9 protein-coding genes are annotated in these 16,286 nt (G+C 39.5%); 1 reads left to right on the forward strand and 8 read right to left on the reverse strand.

Going from position 1 to position 16,286, the window contains the following annotated elements; genetic code table 11:
- Positions 1-66: 66 nt before the first annotated feature.
- The 8 genes from ACLNCS_RS00945 to ACLNCS_RS00980 all read right to left on the reverse strand — a co-directional run bounded on the left by ACLNCS_RS00945 (position 67) and on the right by ACLNCS_RS00980 (position 15,448).
- Positions 67-7,080, reverse strand: coding sequence for an SspB-related isopeptide-forming adhesin (locus ACLNCS_RS00945; protein ID WP_424846760.1), 7,014 nt, complete (start codon positions 7,078-7,080; stop codon positions 67-69).
- A gap of 379 nt (positions 7,081-7,459) precedes the next feature.
- Entirely contained in the window at positions 7,460-10,636 is a 3,177-nt protein-coding gene (gene carB / locus ACLNCS_RS00950) for a carbamoyl-phosphate synthase large subunit (RefSeq protein ID WP_424846762.1), read from the reverse strand.
- Between the two features lie 448 nt (positions 10,637-11,084).
- Positions 11,085-12,164, reverse strand: a complete 1,080-nt coding sequence (locus ACLNCS_RS00955) for a carbamoyl phosphate synthase small subunit (RefSeq protein ID WP_070677882.1) — start codon at positions 12,162-12,164, stop codon at positions 11,085-11,087.
- Positions 12,165-12,213: 49 nt separating this feature from the next.
- Positions 12,214-13,137 carry an aspartate carbamoyltransferase catalytic subunit gene (locus tag ACLNCS_RS00960; RefSeq protein WP_074324593.1) on the reverse strand — a complete coding sequence of 308 codons (924 nt, stop codon included), beginning with the start codon at positions 13,135-13,137 and terminating at the stop codon, positions 12,214-12,216.
- A 17-nt stretch (positions 13,138-13,154) separates the two neighbouring features.
- The gene (gene pyrR / locus ACLNCS_RS00965; protein ID WP_004252509.1) at positions 13,155-13,676 is read right to left on the reverse strand and encodes a bifunctional pyr operon transcriptional regulator/uracil phosphoribosyltransferase PyrR; all 522 of its coding nucleotides are present in this window, start codon (positions 13,674-13,676) and stop codon (positions 13,155-13,157) included.
- 209 nt (positions 13,677-13,885) lie between these two features.
- Positions 13,886-14,515, reverse strand: a complete 630-nt coding sequence (nth, locus tag ACLNCS_RS00970) for an endonuclease III (RefSeq protein ID WP_004252508.1) — start codon at positions 14,513-14,515, stop codon at positions 13,886-13,888.
- Positions 14,516-15,058: a YceD family protein gene (locus tag ACLNCS_RS00975; protein ID WP_004252506.1), complete on the reverse strand. Its 543-nt coding sequence runs from the start codon at positions 15,056-15,058 to the stop codon at positions 14,516-14,518. It lies immediately after the preceding gene.
- A 120-nt stretch (positions 15,059-15,178) separates the two neighbouring features.
- Positions 15,179-15,448 (reverse strand): hypothetical protein, encoded by a 270-nt coding sequence (locus ACLNCS_RS00980; protein WP_004252503.1) that lies wholly within the window; start codon positions 15,446-15,448, stop codon positions 15,179-15,181.
- 323 nt (positions 15,449-15,771) lie between these two features.
- On the opposite strand from ACLNCS_RS00980, the gene ACLNCS_RS00985 reads away from it, so the two are divergent.
- Positions 15,772-16,101: a hypothetical protein gene (locus tag ACLNCS_RS00985; RefSeq protein WP_004252501.1), complete on the forward strand. Its 330-nt coding sequence runs from the start codon at positions 15,772-15,774 to the stop codon at positions 16,099-16,101.
- Positions 16,102-16,286: the final 185 nt, after the last annotated feature.

Genomic DNA, 16,286 nt, shown 5'->3' on the forward strand with positions numbered 1-16,286 from the left:
CAAAGCCTCTTCATTTTAGAGCTAAAATTGTTATTTCAACACCAAAATATTGATGTCATCACAATCTTAGTCTTCACGTCTTTTTGGTTTTGCAATTAAACCAAGTCCTACTAGACCAAGGGCTGCACCTAGAGCAACTACTCCAACTGTAGATTGCTCACCAGTATTTGGCAACTCACGACCTTTAGGTTTTTCTGGTGTTAGTGGTGTTACTGGTGTTGGTGGTGTTGGCGGTGTTGGCGGTGTTGGCGGTGTTGGCGGTGTTGGCGGTGTTGGCGGTGTTGGTGGTGTTGGCGGTGTTGGCGGTGTTGGTGGTGTTGGTGGTGTTGGTGGTGTTGGTGGTGTTGGCGGTGTTGGCGGTGTTGGTGGTGTTGGTGGTGTTGGTGGTGTTGGTGGTGTTGGCGGTGTTGGTGGTGTTGGTGGTGTTGGTGGTGTTGGCGGTGTTGGTGGTGTTGGTGGTGTTGGTGGTGTTGGTGGTGTTGGTGGTGTTGGCGGTGTTGGTGGTGTTGGCGGTGTTGGTGGTGTTGGTGGTGTTGGTGGTGTTGGTGGTGTTGGTGGTGTTGGCGGTGTTACCTTGTTGTTAAACTCAGTATCTTCAGGCATTTGTGAAGTAAGAGTTAATACTTTACCGTCCTTCGTCACAGTAACTCCAACAGTCGCTACCATCTTATCGTACTCAACTCCAGCCTCTGTACCTTTCACTTCTTCTACATGATAAATATAAGTACCTTCTTGACCACGTTTGAATTCAAGAGCTGAGAACTTGATCTTACCTTCAGCATCATTGCTTACGGTTTCAATCACGTTACCATCTTTGTCCTTCAATACGAAGCTGAATTCACTAGCTTTCAACGCACGACCTTCTAATTTCTTCGTGAAGTTGAATTCAACTTTCACTGGAATATTAACAACACGTTTTTCAGTTGGTTTTTCTGGTTTTTCAACTGATTTCTTAGTTGGATCATATTGGTGAACAATTTGAGAAGCTGTATTTTCAATATCTACACCTTCTTTAGCAGTTCCCTTGATACGTGCTAGAATATCAAACTTGTAGTAACGTCCAAATGCTAATTTAGCAGTGTCGATTACTTGAGTATTTTCTGCATCTCCAAGAGACATAGTCAAGTCAGCCTTAGATGTAGCAGTAATGACACCATCCACAATTGAAATATCAAACTTAGCTGTTACATCTTCACCAGTTACTGAATCGTAAGCTTTAATATTAGCTACATTAACATCCAAGTTTTCACTGTCATATTTATCTGTAATTCCAACAGATTGAATATTGTGAGCTTCTGTAAATTTAGTTGTATCAAGCCATACTTGGTAAACAACCTTATCACCTTTATGGAGTGTTTGAGTATTGATATTTTGCTTTTCATTATTATCAACATTGTCCACATATGGATCTTTGTTGGTATCAGCTACTTTATCAGTTAACTCTTTATCATCATCCAGAAGTTTAGTTCCAGTAATGTCAAATTTCTCTTCGTTAAGAATATATTTTTCTGGGTTAAACTCAGGAGTTTCTGGAGGAGTCACAGTGTTATTGAACTCTTTATCTGGAGCATCAGTTAGTGTCTTCACAAGTGCTTTAGCTGTACCATCGTATTTAACTTCTACTGTGATTTCAGCCTTCATAGAGTCGTAAGTGACTGTCGCATCAGATCCTTTAACTTCTTCTACAGTGTACTTATGAGTTCCAACTTGGGCTTTAGTGAATTCAAGTTTAGCGAATTTCACCTTGCCATCTTTATCGTTCTGAACCGTTTCGATTTCAGTACCTTTAGAGTCTTTCAATACGAAGCTGAACTCACCAGCTTTCAATTCACGGCCTTCCAATTTCTTAGTGAAGTTGAATTCGACTTCAATTGGAACTGAGTTGACACGTTTTTCAGTTGGTTTTTCTGGTTTTTCAACTTTCTTCGTAGATGGGTTGTAGAAGTTTACAATTTGCGCTGCTGTATTTTCGATGTCTACTCCACCTTTAACGTCTGTTTTAACAGTGGCTGGGATATCGAATTTATAGTAGCGACCAAACTCGAATTTAGTTGTGTCGATGATTTGTGTATTGTCTGCGTCTCCAAGTGACTTCGTGAAGCCAGCTTTAAGCGTTGCGGTCATAACACCAGCTTCAACTGTGATGTCGAACTTGTCAGTCACATCCGAACCAGTTACTGAATCGTAAGCCTTGATAGCTGAAGAGTCTACATTAACCTTCGTTTCATCGAAGTCATCAGAAATACTTACTGATTGGATGTTATCCTTGTTGTTAGCGTCGAATTTAGTTGTATCAAGCCATACTTGGTAAACCAATTTCGCACCAGGTTTCACAGTCTTAGTATTCAAGTTTTCTGCTTCGTTGTTGTCAGTCTTATCTGCGTATGGATCTTTATTGGTATCTCCGTACTTGTCTGCCAACTCAGAATCATCATCGAGAAGCTTGTTGTCAGTAATTGAGTATTTCTCTTCAGTTACAACGTATTTCTCTGGTTGGAACTTAGGTTCAGTTGGTGGTGTTACCACGTTGTTAAACTCTTTATCAGCGATATCGCCAAGTTTAGCTACTAAAGCTTTAGCTGTTCCGTCATGTTTAACTGTGATGGTTACAGTTGCTTTCATTGTGTCGTATGTCACAGTAGCATCTGTACCTGCAACCTCTTCAACAGTGTAGTTGTGTACGCCTTCTTGACCCTTCTTGAATGTAAGAGCTGAGAATTTCACATTACCATCTTTGTCGTTGGTTACAGTTTCAACTTCTTTACCATTTGAATCTTTCAATACAAAGCCGAATTCGTTCTCTTTCAATTCACGTCCTTCTAGACGTTTAGTGAAGTTGAATTCAATAGAGATTGGTACTGAGTTTACACGTTTTTCAGTTGGTTTGCTTGGTTTTTCAACTTTCTTCGTAGATGGGTTGTAGTAGTTCACTACTTGAGCCGCAGTATTTTCGATGTCTACTCCACCTGCAACGTCTGCTTTAACAGTTGCTGGGATATCAAATTTGTAGTAACGTTCAAATGCAAATTTTGTTGTGTCAATGATTTGAGTTTTTTCTGCATCACCCAATGACTTCGTGAAGCCAGCTTTAAGAGTTGCAGTCATCACACCATTTTCAACCTTGATGTCGAATTTGTTTGTTACATCGTCACCAGTTACTGAATCGTAAGCTTTAATTTTAGAAGCAACGACATCAACCTTCGTTTCATCGAAGTCATCAGTGATTCCTACTGATTGAACGTTTTCTTTGTTAGTTGCTGAGAATTTAGTTGTATCCAACCATACTTGATAGTAGATCTTATCTCCGCGGTTAACAGTCTTGGTATTGATGTTTGCTGCTTCGTTGTTTGAAGTTCCATCAACATATGGATCAGTATTTGTTTCACCATATTTATCAGTCAACTCAGAATCATCATCAAGAAGTTTGTTATCAGTGATTGAGTATTTTGCTTCATTCAATACATACTTCTCTGGTTGGAACTTAGGTTCTGTTGGAGGAGTTACTGTATTGTTGAACTCTTTGTCAGTTGGTTCAGTTACGTTAGCAATCAATGCTTTTGCTGTTCCATCGTGTGATACTGTTACAGTTACTTCTGCCTTCATAGTATCGTAAGTGACAGTTGCGTCTGTACCTTTCACCTCTGTTACAGAGTAAGTATAAGTACCTTCTTGACCCTTCTTGTATTTAAGGGCAGTGACTTTTTCACCAGCTTTATTTGTGTACTCTACTGGAGAGAATTTAATCTTACCACCTGCATCGTTGGTTGCAGTCGCAATCACAACATTGTCGCTGTCTTTCAACTCAAATGTAAATTCGCCAGCTTTAAGCTCACGACCTTCCAAACGTTTTGTGAAGTTGAATTCTGCAGTAATTGGTACACTGTTCACACGTTTTTGAGTTGGTTTTTCAGGTGTTTCTACAGATTTACTTACTGGGTTGTAAACATGAACGATTTGGTTGGCTTTATTTTCAATATCAGCTCCTGCCTTAACTGTGTCTTTAACAGTGGCTGGGATATCGAATTTATAGTAGCGACCAAACTCGAATTTAGTTGTGTCGATAACTTGAGTATTATCCGCATCACCTAAAGACTTGTTCATAGAAGACTTGGAAGTTGCTGTGATTACAGCATTTTCAACCTTAATGTCAAACTTATCAGTTACATCTTGGCCAGTTACACTGTCATAAGCTTTGATGTCAGCAGCGTTAACTGTTACTTTTTCAGCATCATATGTATCAGAAATACCAACAGATTGGATATTGTTCTTATCTGAGAAGTTTCTAGTATCTAACCATACTTGGTAAACTAATTTATCGCCACGTTCAACTGTCTTAGTATTGATGTTTTCTGCTTCGTTATTAGTAGTTTTATCAGCGTACGGATCAGCATTGGTTTCTGTATACTCATTAGTCAATTCGTTGTCATCATCGACTAATTTAGTACCAGTGATGTCATACTTTTCTTTGTTAAGTACAAATTTTTCTGGTTGGAATACAGGCGTTTCTGGAGGAGTAATCTTGTTGTTGAATACTTTATCTTCACTACCATCAGTTGATGCTCCATTATCGTCCACACCGCCAGCAGAAACTACGTTAGTTACTGTTGTTAATGTGTGACCTTTTTTAGAAACTTCTACAGTAATCGTAGCCTTCATAGAATCGTAAACCATTCCAGCTTCTTTAGCTGCAGGGACAACTTCTTCTACAGTATAGGTATGTGTGCCAACTTTAGAGTTGTCAAACGCTATTTCTGTGAATGTTACAGTTCCATCCTTTTTGTTGGCTACAGTCTCAACTTCTTGACCGTCAGAATTTTTAAGAACGAAGTTGAATTCTCCATCTTTAAGAGCGCGTCCAGCCAATTTTTTCGTGAAGTCAAATTTAACTTTTACTGGTGCTACAACATAGTTGTTGAAGATTTTATCATCATCACTTGATTTGAATCCACCTTCAGCACTGTATTTAACTGTAGCTCCTAGGTCACCTTTAGAATTCTCAGTTACAGTAACTGTCATGGTAACAGTCATTGCATCGTAGTCAACATCTGTATCAGAACCCTTTTGTTCAGTGATCTTGTATTTATAAGTACCAGCTTTGTTAAAAGTAAGCTTGCTGAATGTAGCTTTTCCATCCTTGTTGGTAACAGTTTCTTCGTGCTTATCAGGAGTACTTTTCTCTTCTGTTAATTTGAAAGTAAACTCGCCGTCTGTCAAGACACGTCCTTCAAGTTGTTTTTCAACTTCTGGAATGACTTCAACTGGCTTTTGTTTTACATAGTAATAAATTGGTTGCTTGTATGGTGTCAATGAGTTGAGCAAGTCAACGTTTGTACCTATTTGTACATATGCACCATTTTCTAATTGACTATTTGGTGAAAGGTGTCCGATACCGTCTCCTAAGAATGGTACGAATACCGTTTTATACGGTGTATATCCAGCAGCTTTTTGGAAATCAAATGTAACTTCTTTACCGTTTGGATAATTTACACCTTTATTATCAGTGAAAGCAATTGTGTTAAGAGGTGATTTCTTAACATTTAATTCTTGTTTGTTATAATCACCAGGTTTAATCGGCTTGGTTTCTGCCAACAACATGTAGCCATCAGTGCTCAATGTACCATCAGAACGTTTGCTTTGTTGTTTTGGATCTAGAAGATAAACACGAACGACTACAGTTCCATCTTCACCTACGATTTCCTTAATACGCTTAATTCCTGCACGCTCCGCGTCCATGAATTTGGTACCAACAATATAAGGACGGCTTACATAACCAGATGTTGAATCTGGATCTGCCGTTTGATACAATTTGTAGCCATCAAATTGGCGCTCACCAGATGCTGTGAAGTTTTGTCCTTCCATGGCTTTAGTTGTATATCTAGCCAAGTCTACTTCATTACCATTTGGTACGTAATCTTGAACAGTTTTATCTGTTTTATTAGCGTTAAATGTTGGGTTATTTTTATCAACTACTCTGTAGTAAGTTGTTTTATCAACGAATATTGGAATTTTAGCGTTTGTATCTGTGATTGTACGACCATTATAAGCTGGTTCTACAACGTTAATAATATCTCTTGATGTACGAGCGTTATAAACATCTTGATATAATTTTTGTTCAGCTTCATTCTTTGGATTTACTAAAGCTTGAATACTTGCACCAACTTCATAACCTAATTGGATAAATGGTTGGTCTGTTTTACCAGGTCCAGCTCCTGTACCTGGGTTGTAATCAACTTGCCAAGTTAATTCACCATTTGATGCCGTCTTAGTAGTAGTGAATTTTTGAATTCCACTTGTTGCTGTGATTTTTCTAGTCTCTACTACATTACCAGTCGTTTTATCAATCAATTCAACCGTTGTGTCTGTAGTAACATCAAAATTCTTATATGCACGTGTATAGTAGTTTGTATTATAACGTTCGTTGAAGCGAGTAAGGTCTACGATACTATAAGTATAGTAATCACCTTCTTTTCTTGCATATCCAGCTGGTACAGTTTGAGACCCAACCGTAGCTCCATTTGGGTTTTGTATAGTTGGATCAACTGTTTCACCATCTTTTAGATATGTACTAACACTGACTGGCTTAGAGTTGTGATCGCCAGAAACTGCATCTTCAGTTGTAGCACGACGATTACGAACTTTAGGTTTATCACCTTCTGAAACAGCTGGCTTAGTTTCTTCAGCTTTTTCAACCGGCTTAGCAGTTTCCTTATTAGCAACCTCAGTCTCAGTTGAAGCAGGTTTTGCTTCTTCTGCTTTTTCTGAAGACACTGATTCAGATTTAGCTTCTTCTGTTTTAGCCTCAGAAGCTGCTTTCCCTTCTTCTACCTTGTTTGTCTCAGCAAGTTCAGTTGTTGCAACATTTTCTACAACATTCTCTTCCTTCTTAGAGGAATCCTCGCTGACACTATCCTTTTTCACCAACTCTGTTTTTTCTTCAGAACTTGGTTGTGTAGGAAGTTCAGAAGCTTTTACCGCACCTCCATTTGTTAACATAAAACTAAGAGTTGTTCCCAAAAATACGGATGCAACACCTACCTTATATTTCCTCAAAGAAAAACGTTGTTGTTCCTTTCTTATCATTTTGATAAGTTCTCCTTTTATATTATTTCACTATCAGCAGAGGAATTATACTATATTTGAATCTAGAATACAATATTTTTCTCTAACTTTAGCCCTTATATCATACCATAAGTCTGACCTAACTTCAAATAATTATGTGCTCCTGAAATCGTTTACTTTATTATATTTTAGGCCATTTTAACACCCTGTGATTTGTTATATATAATTATATGTAAATGTGCACTATCCTATATTATGTCTATCTTTTAAAATTAATTAATTTAAAATTATACTATTTTTATATATTTACTTAGGTTCAGGTTTTGCATTTAATTATTTGTGAAAAATGATAGCAACGCTTTCATAATAAAAAAGATTCTCAAATGAGAATCTTTTTTTATTAAATCGCTTCTGTAACAAAACTTCTGCTTTCTAGTACTTTTAACATTGCATCTGCTGTATCCAAAGCTGTAAAGAGAGGAACTCCATGTTCAATTGCTGAACGTCTGATTTGCTCACCATCTTCATCAGCTGTCCGTTTGGTACCAACTGTATTGATGATTGCTTGAATTTTTCCTTTGCGGACGTAGCTTGGAATATCGTGTTCATCATCACCAATCTTTCCAACGACTTGTGCCTGCAATCCATGACTTGCAAAGAACTCTGCAGTTCCTTCAGTAGCAAGGATTCCGTAGCCAATATTTTGGAAACGACGAGCCAAATCTAGTGCTTCTTCTTTTGCATCATCTGCGATAGTGAAGACAACATTACCAAAGGTTGGTAAGTGAAGATAAGAAGCTTCAAAGGCCTTGTAGAGAGCTTTTTCAAGAGTGGTATCAGAACCCATGACTTCCCCTGTTGACTTCATTTCAGGTCCAAGCAGGCTGTCTACCTTAGCTAGCTTGGTAAAGGAGAAGACTGGTGCCTTGATATGAACGCGACTACTTTCTGGATAAAGTCCATCTTGGTAACCAAGTTCTTCAAGACTTTGACCAAGAATCAACTTAGTCGCTACCTGTGCCATAGGGATATTGGTTACTTTAGAAAGGAATGGAACAGTACGACTGGCACGAGGGTTTACTTCAATGACGTAGACTTTCTCATCCTTGATAACAAACTGAATGTTCATCATCCCAAGACAGTTGAGGCCGATTGCAAGGCGTTTGGTGTAGTCTGCGATCGTTTCTTGCACTTTTTGCGACAAGGTTTGAGGAGGATAAACCGCCATGGAGTCACCTGAGTGGACACCAGCGCGTTCGATATGCTCCATGATACCTGGGATGAGGACATTTTGTCCGTCTGAAATGGCATCGACTTCACACTCTTGTCCGACGATATAAGAGTCAACAAGAACAGGGTGGTCTGGACTTGCCTTAACCGCAGTACGCATGTAAGAACGAAGATCATCTTCATTCTCAACGATTTCCATAGCACGTCCACCCAAGACATATGAAGGGCGAACGAGAACTGGGAAACCAATTTTACGTGCAGCAAGTACTGCTTCTTCTTCATTGGTTGCAGTCTGTCCAGGAGGTTGTGGAATATCCAAGTCTTTGAGGGCTTGTTCGAAGAGGTCACGGTCTTCCGCACGATCCAAGTCCGCAACTTGAGTACCAAGGATAGTCACACCAGCTTTTGCTAATGGCTCAGCTAGGTTGATAGCTGTTTGACCACCGAACTGAACAATAACACCTTTTGGTTGCTCCAAATCGATGACATTCATCACATCTTCAAAAGTCAATGGTTCAAAGTAGAGTTTATCTGATACAGAGAAGTCTGTTGAAACTGTCTCTGGGTTTGAGTTCATGATGATGGCTTCATAGCCAGCTGCCTGGATAGCCTTAACCGAGTGAACAGTCGCGTAGTCAAACTCAACCCCTTGTCCGATACGGATTGGACCAGAACCTAGGACAAGTACAGATTCCTTATCAGACTTGATAGACTCATTTTCCCATCCATATGTTGAGTAGAAGTACGGAGTTTCTGATTCAAATTCTGCGGCACAAGTATCTACCATCTTGTAAACTGGGACAATCTTGTTTTCTAAACGAAGTTGGCGAACTTGATCAGCTGTAGTTCCCCAAAGTTCTGCGATTTTACGATCTGAGAAACCATTGAGTTTTGCTGTTTTCAGGACATCGACATCCTGAGGATGTGCGCCCAATTCTTGCTCAATCTCAAAGATATGCAAGAGTTTATCAAGGTAGAAAATATCAATCTTAGTTAAGTCAGCAATCTCTTCTGGTGTATAACCACGACGAATAGCTTCTGATACGTAGAAGAGACGGTCATCTTGTGCCTTAACAACTTTTTCAATCAAGGCATCATCTGAAACATCTGCAAGTTCAGGCATTTCATTGTGATGGACACCAATTTCTAGAGAGCGACAAGCTTTAAGGAGAGATTCCTCGATGTTTCGACCGATGGCCATGACTTCTCCAGTCGCCTTCATCTGGGTACCAAGACGACGTTCCCCTTTTTCAAACTTGTCAAATGGGAAACGTGGAATCTTAGCCACAACATAGTCAAGAGCTGGTTCAAACATAGCATAGGTTGAACCTGTAACTGGGTTAATAACTTCATCCAAGGTCAACCCTACAGCAATCTTAGCAGCCAATTTGGCGATTGGGTAACCAGTTGCCTTAGAAGCAAGGGCTGAAGAACGAGATACACGAGGATTTACTTCGATGACATAGTACTTAAAACTGTGTGGATCAAGCGCAAGCTGAACGTTACATCCGCCTTCAATCTTGAGAGCGCGGATAATGCTCAAACTAGCATCACGAAGCATTTGGTTTTCATAGTCGGACATGGTTTGCGCAGGGGCAAATACGATAGAGTCTCCTGTGTGAATTCCAACAGGGTCAAAGTTTTCCATGTTACAAACAACAAGGGCATTATCAGCTGAGTCACGCATGACTTCGTACTCGATTTCCTTGAAACCAGCAATGGAACGTTCAATCAAACACTGGGTAACAGGTGACAACTTCAAACCATTCTCAGCAATTTCTCGCAATTCTGCTTCGTTGGCACACATACCACCACCAGTACCACCTAGAGTAAAGGCTGGACGGACGATAACTGGGTAGCCAATTGTTGCTGCAAAGGCTACGGCTTCTTCAACTGTGTTGACAATTTCAGATTCTGGAATTGGTTGCTTGAGTTCTTCCATCAATTGTTTAAAGAGATCGCGGTCCTCTGCTTGGTCGATGGCAGACAATTTGGTACCAAGAAGTTCTACTCCAAGCTCATCCAAGATACCATTTTTTGACAATTCCATTGCCATATTAAGCCCTGTTTGACCTCCAAGAGTTGGGAGCAAAGCATCTGGACGTTCCTTACGGAGAATACGAGTCACAAACTCAAGTGTAATCGGTTCGATGTAAACCTTGTCTGCAATCTCTTTATCTGTCATGATGGTTGCAGGATTTGAGTTAACCAAGACAACCTCATACCCCTCTTCTTTCAAAGACAAGCAGGCCTGGGTCCCAGCATAGTCAAACTCAGCAGCCTGACCAATAATAATCGGACCAGAACCAATCACCATAATTTTTTGAATATCAGTACGTTTAGGCATTTATAAGATATTAAGGGCGTCAAGCGGACAAAGCTAAAATAGGAGTTATGACGAAGAACTGTTAGTTCTAGGAATAACTATCTTTTTAGCACCGTCCGTAGCCCGTATTCAGTTCACCAAATACGAACTACCCTTCTCCTTTCTATTCGGCAACTCTCTGATTGCCATTAAATAAATTCTCCGACGATTTTTTAGCGAAACGATCATTTTCGGTAAAAAATCTAGTGCAGGGAGTTTTTAGTTCGCCATATAGCGACTAAAAGAAACGACCTGCCTTTCTATTCGTCGCCTCACAGAGCGACATTAAATAAGATACAAAGGACGATAAGAAAGCGACTGAATTTTAGGAAACCAAGGAAGGATTGACAATCCAAGTTGGTTTCTCTAAATTCCGAGCTTTCCGATCGTGTTCAATTCCATAAATTCTCCGACGATTTCTCACTCGTCTTTAGTTTGCTTGTTTAAAAGCTTCCATCATCTCGATGAACTCATCAAATAGATAACTTGCATCATGTGGCCCAGGAGCTGCGTCTGGGTGGAATTGCACAGAGAAACCTGGTAGATATCTGTGACGTACGCCTTCAACTGACTTGTCATTGATTTCTTCGTGCGTGATGATTAAGTGCTCTGGTAAATCCTCACGGTTAACTGCATAACCATGATTTTGACTTGTGAAGTCCACGCGCCCAGTTGCAATTTCACGAACAGCATGGTTAAAACCACGGTGACCAAACTTCATTTTATAGGTCTTAGCACCATTTGCCATTGCAAAGAGCTGGTGCCCCATACAGATACCAAAGATTGGAATTTTCCCGAGAATACCACGGATCATCTCAAGAGCTTCTGGTACATCTTCTGGATTTCCAGGACCATTTGACAACATAACTCCGTCAGGGTTTAAATGCAAGATTTCCTCAGCCGTAGTTGTGTATGGAACTACAGTCACGTTACAATCACGTTTAGATAGCTCTCGTAAAATAGAGTGTTTAAGACCGAAGTCTACTAAAACAACGCTCAAGCCAACTCCTGGAGCCGGATAAGCAGTCTTTGTAGAAACTTGTCTGATATTATCAGTCGGTAAGACAGTTGCTTGAAGTTGATCTGCAATGTGATCCATACTATCGCCAGCATGTGTTAGAGTCGCTCTCATGGTACCATGTTTACGAATAATCTTTGTAAGAGCTCGAGTGTCAATGCCTGAAATTCCAGGAATCTTCTTAGCTTTCAGGAATTCATCCAAGGTCATTTGGTTGCGCCAGTTGCTGGCTCTACGAGCCTCTTCGAAAACCACAACTCCCTTACAAGTAGGACTGATAGACTCGTAGTCATCACGGTTAACTCCATAATTCCCTACTAGTGGATACGTGAAGGTCAAGATTTGTCCATTATAAGATTGGTCTGTAATGGATTCTTGATATCCTGTCATCCCTGTGTTAAAGACGATTTCCCCTGTTACATCAATATCTGCACCGAAGGCCTTTCCTTCAAAAACTGTGCCATCTTCTAAAACTAGAAGTCTTTTTGTCATATTTTCACCTCTCGTGGACGCTCACTGGCGTCTTTTAACGTTTTGTGTCTTATTTGGCTTTTCTACTTGCCAATACGGATTCTAAAATAGCCATTCTTACAAATACACCGTTGGTCATCTGCTGAACAATACGTGATTTTGGTGCTTCAACAAGATGATCGGCAATTTCCACATCCCGATTCACAGGAGCCGGATGCATAATGATTGCTTCTTCTTTTAAGCGATTATAGCGTTCTTGGTTCAAGCCATGTTGAGCATGATACTCTTCTTTTGAGAAGACTGCTCCACTTTCGTGGCGTTCATGTTGAACTCGAAGCAACATCAGAACATCCACCTGGTCAACAATCTCGTCAATAGTTACAAACTGACCATAATCTGCAAATTCTTGACTTCTCCATTCCTCAGGTCCTGCAAAGTAAAGTTCAGCACCTAAACGTTTCAAAATCTGCATATTGGACTTGGCAACACGTGAATGGTCCAAGTCACCAGCAATGGCAACCTTGAGCCCTTCAAAACGGCCAAATTCTTCGTAAATTGTCATCAAATCAAGCAGACTCTGACTAGGATGTTGCCCTGAGCCATCACCACCATTGATAATCGATGTCATAATGGTTGGGCTCGCAATCAATTCCCTGTAATAATCAACCTCTGGGTGCCGAATAACACAGATATCTACACCAAGTGCAGACAAGGTCAAGATTGTATCATAGAGTGTCTCACCCTTGTTTACAGAGCTTGTATTCACATCAAAGTCAAGTCGTTCCAATCCCAGTTTAATCTCTGCAACTTCGAAGGATTTATGCGTTCTTGTCGAATTTTCAAAGAAAAGGTTGGAAACAATGGGATGGTCTTCGTAGGGCAACTGGGCTCCATTTTTAAACTCGATCCCTCGTTTAATCAATTTTATAACCTGATCTACAGTAAGATCTTCCATGGACACCACATGTTTGAGTGCTTGTTGATTTTCTGACATGGCTACTCCTTTAGCTTTTAAGCTTCTTCAGTAATCAAAACTCTATCTTGGCCATCAAGTTCCGTCATCTCAACGATGATTTCTTCAGAACGACTAGTTGGAATATTTTTCCCAACGTAATCTGGACGAATCGGCAATTCTCTGTGCCCACGGTCCACTAATACTGCTAGACTCACACGGGCAGGGCGACCATGTCCGACAATGTTATCGATAGCGGCACGAATTGTACGACCTGTGTAAAGAACATCATCCACCAAGATAACTTCGCGGTCTGTCACATCAACAGAAATCAAGGAAGTATCTTCACCACTTTTGACATCGTCACGGTAAGGTTTGGTATCTAATTCTACAACGGGAACAGAGATGTTTTCCAATTGTTCCAAGCGCTCTTGGATGCGGTGGGCGATAAAGACACCACGTGTTTTAATTCCCGCTAAAATGATTTTGTTCAAATCTTTGTTGCGTTCGATAATTTCATAAGTGATACGCGTAATTGCTCGCTTGACGGTTAATTCGTCTACAACTTCTTTTGTCTTCATGACAAACCTCCAAAAAGAAAAGTCTCCTTAGACAAGGAGACTTGAGAATGTATCATTAAGCGAGCCATACTGGAAACAGCATAGACTTACCCTTCTACTTTATCGAGCTCCTTGCCTGCCTCACGGGACAGGTTTAAAGGAATATTTTATTGTTCTTACTATAACACAAAGCCCAGTTCAAAGCAAGTAAAAACATTCAATGTTTGACCTTATAATGAACTAAAATCATACAATTGTGGATAGTGTTCGCATTCTGGATTTTTCGGATGACAGATAGCACGACCAAAGTAAATCATGGCTTGATGCGCCGCCAACCACTTTTCTGGTGGCAAGACATCCATGACACGTTTTTCAACTTCAAGTGGAGTTGCCGATTTTTTAACAATATCATGGTGTTTGCAAATGCGCTCCACATGAGTATCTACCGCAAAAGCTGGAATTCCAAAGCCCACACTCATGACTACATTAGCTGTTTTACGCCCAACTCCCGCCAAACTTTCTAATTCTTCTCTAGTCTGAGGAACTTGACCATCAAAATCTTCTAATAACTGTTGCGCACATTTTTTAAGAAATTTTGCTTTATTTCGATACAGACCTAAACGAGAAATATGTTTTGCAATGTCCTTCTCACTAGCGTCTGCCATGGCTTGTGGTGTAGGGAAGGCTTCAAAAAGAGCTGGAGTCGCCTTGTTTACTGCCGCATCTGTCGTCTGAGCAGACAACATAACTGCAACTAAGAGTTCAAAATGATTGCGAAAATCTAGACTAGGTTTTGCATCTGGAAAAAGAGCTATGATTTCCTCAATGACATGACGGGCACGTTTCTTGGATAAAACCATCTATTCGTCTCCATCAAACAGCCCTTGTAAACCTGCAAAAGGACTACTTGCTTCTTTTTTGACTGCTTGTTGAGCTTGATATTCTTCCTCAGTCATGATTTGCCAGTCATTTCCAGAAACAAATCCCTGACCTGCTTCTTCTTCTGCCGTTAAGACCTTGATTGGAATGTTTAGCAAGATATTATCCGAAACACTTTCAGCCAGGTCGATTTCACCATTTTCGATAGATAAAACCAAGTCATCATCAAGAACTTCTTGATCCAGTTGATTGGTAGCACCTTCCATAAAGACTTCTGTCACTGGATAAGACTCTGCTAACTCAACAGGTTCCATACTACGACTAGAAGCAAGTACGATGGTATAAGACAGTTGATAATCTAGGAAAAACATACGGTCTTCATACTGAACCTTCCCAACTGCGACAATATCTTTTACGTCTAAAATTTCTTGGTTACGCTCACGTAAGTCAGCTGACATGTCTAGAGTTTGCTCAAAATACAAACCTTCAGGCTGCTTACGAACTTCTTGAATATTTAATTTCATACTTCCTCCATAAAAATTTACTTCCTTGATTATACTATGTAGTATAGATATATTGTACCATAGAACGCGTAAGCTTTATAGGGTTACGACCTCAAAAAGTAATTACATTGCCCTAGGTTCTCAATAATATAACTGTAACAATGTATCAAAGTCATCTCTATCCACTTTCTGACTGTTTTGTTTTATTTGTTTAATAATTTCATTCCTTGTTTTGATATCAAAAGGTAACTCTTGAAATACTTCCTCTTTAACTAAGAATTCCCCGTTTTCTCCTTGAAATTGTCTAGTGATTTTTCTAATATCTGTTTCAAGTTCAATAGATTGAATGATTTCATAATCGACATTATCTTCAATTGCGTCTAGCAACAAACTAATTGATATCTTAATCATCTTTACTCACTTTCGTAAACTTAATCGTAAACATCCTATCATTATATACTACTATCTAGAAGGCTAACAAAAATTTCTCCATTAAAAGGCGCTAATAATTAGTTGAATCATAAGAAATAACAATATTTTTTTTCAACTCATTATCCTCTGTCAACGGATAAATGTCAAATATTTTTAAGAATTATTTACCTCTGCTTCAAAATATTTCTAGACTTTAATTATGCTATCTAGAGAATTATTATTTTTTGATATATTTATTATGACAAATTTATTTTTTGTGCTATACTATAGGCATCAATACATGAGCAAAGGAGGACGCTCATATGGAAGACAAAGCTCTTTTAACAGAAGCCTATCAGCTCGTTTCAAAATTAAACCAAACAATACAAAGCTGTAAACAGGGATTACCTGATGATCTACGCTTACAGCAAAATATAGACGAAATTCTCAGAGCACTTAAAAAAGCTGAGAAAGTAGACAACGCCATCTTAATTGAACTGGAATCTTTTTACCAACGGACTAGTCTTTTGATCGGACTTGGTTCACTGAAATTAAATGACCAAGCCCGCACTGCTTGGAGAAACTATGACAAGTTTCACTACGATCACGTTAAACATACGTTGACACTCTATGGACCTGTTTTTGGGTTTTAAAATAGAGGATTATCTGGCTTAATCTTGACAAATTTTCTCAAAAAGAGTATGATGATTGCAACAATATTCGGAGGTAAGGGAGACATGAACAACTAAGTCTATCAAATAAAGAACCTTTATTTAGTAGATCTTGTTTCTGTCTCTTTTTTGTCTGCTCTTTTTCTGCTGGATTTTCAGCCCTTTTA

Origin of the sequence: Streptococcus sp. CL9.43, from assembly GCF_049737935.1 — a bacterium.
Classification (GTDB): domain Bacteria; phylum Bacillota; class Bacilli; order Lactobacillales; family Streptococcaceae; genus Streptococcus; species Streptococcus infantis_I.

What these genes read in the sequence shown, in the direction of transcription:
- ACLNCS_RS00985 (WP_004252501.1), top strand. Translation starts at nt 15,772, where the DNA reads ATGGAAGACAAAGCTCTTTTAACAGAAGCCTATCAGCTCGTTTCAAAA.
- carB (WP_424846762.1), bottom strand. Translation starts at nt 10,636, where the DNA reads ATGCCTAAACGTACTGATATTCAAAAAATTATGGTGATTGGTTCTGGT.
- ACLNCS_RS00960 (WP_074324593.1), bottom strand. Translation starts at nt 13,137, where the DNA reads ATGTCAGAAAATCAACAAGCACTCAAACATGTGGTGTCCATGGAAGAT.
- pyrR (WP_004252509.1), bottom strand. Translation starts at nt 13,676, where the DNA reads ATGAAGACAAAAGAAGTTGTAGACGAATTAACCGTCAAGCGAGCAATT.
- ACLNCS_RS00980 (WP_004252503.1), bottom strand. Translation starts at nt 15,448, where the DNA reads ATGATTAAGATATCAATTAGTTTGTTGCTAGACGCAATTGAAGATAAT.
- ACLNCS_RS00975 (WP_004252506.1), bottom strand. Translation starts at nt 15,058, where the DNA reads ATGAAATTAAATATTCAAGAAGTTCGTAAGCAGCCTGAAGGTTTGTAT.
- nth (WP_004252508.1), bottom strand. Translation starts at nt 14,515, where the DNA reads ATGGTTTTATCCAAGAAACGTGCCCGTCATGTCATTGAGGAAATCATA.
- ACLNCS_RS00955 (WP_070677882.1), bottom strand. Translation starts at nt 12,164, where the DNA reads ATGACAAAAAGACTTCTAGTTTTAGAAGATGGCACAGTTTTTGAAGGA.
- ACLNCS_RS00945 (WP_424846760.1), bottom strand. Translation starts at nt 7,080, where the DNA reads ATGATAAGAAAGGAACAACAACGTTTTTCTTTGAGGAAATATAAGGTA.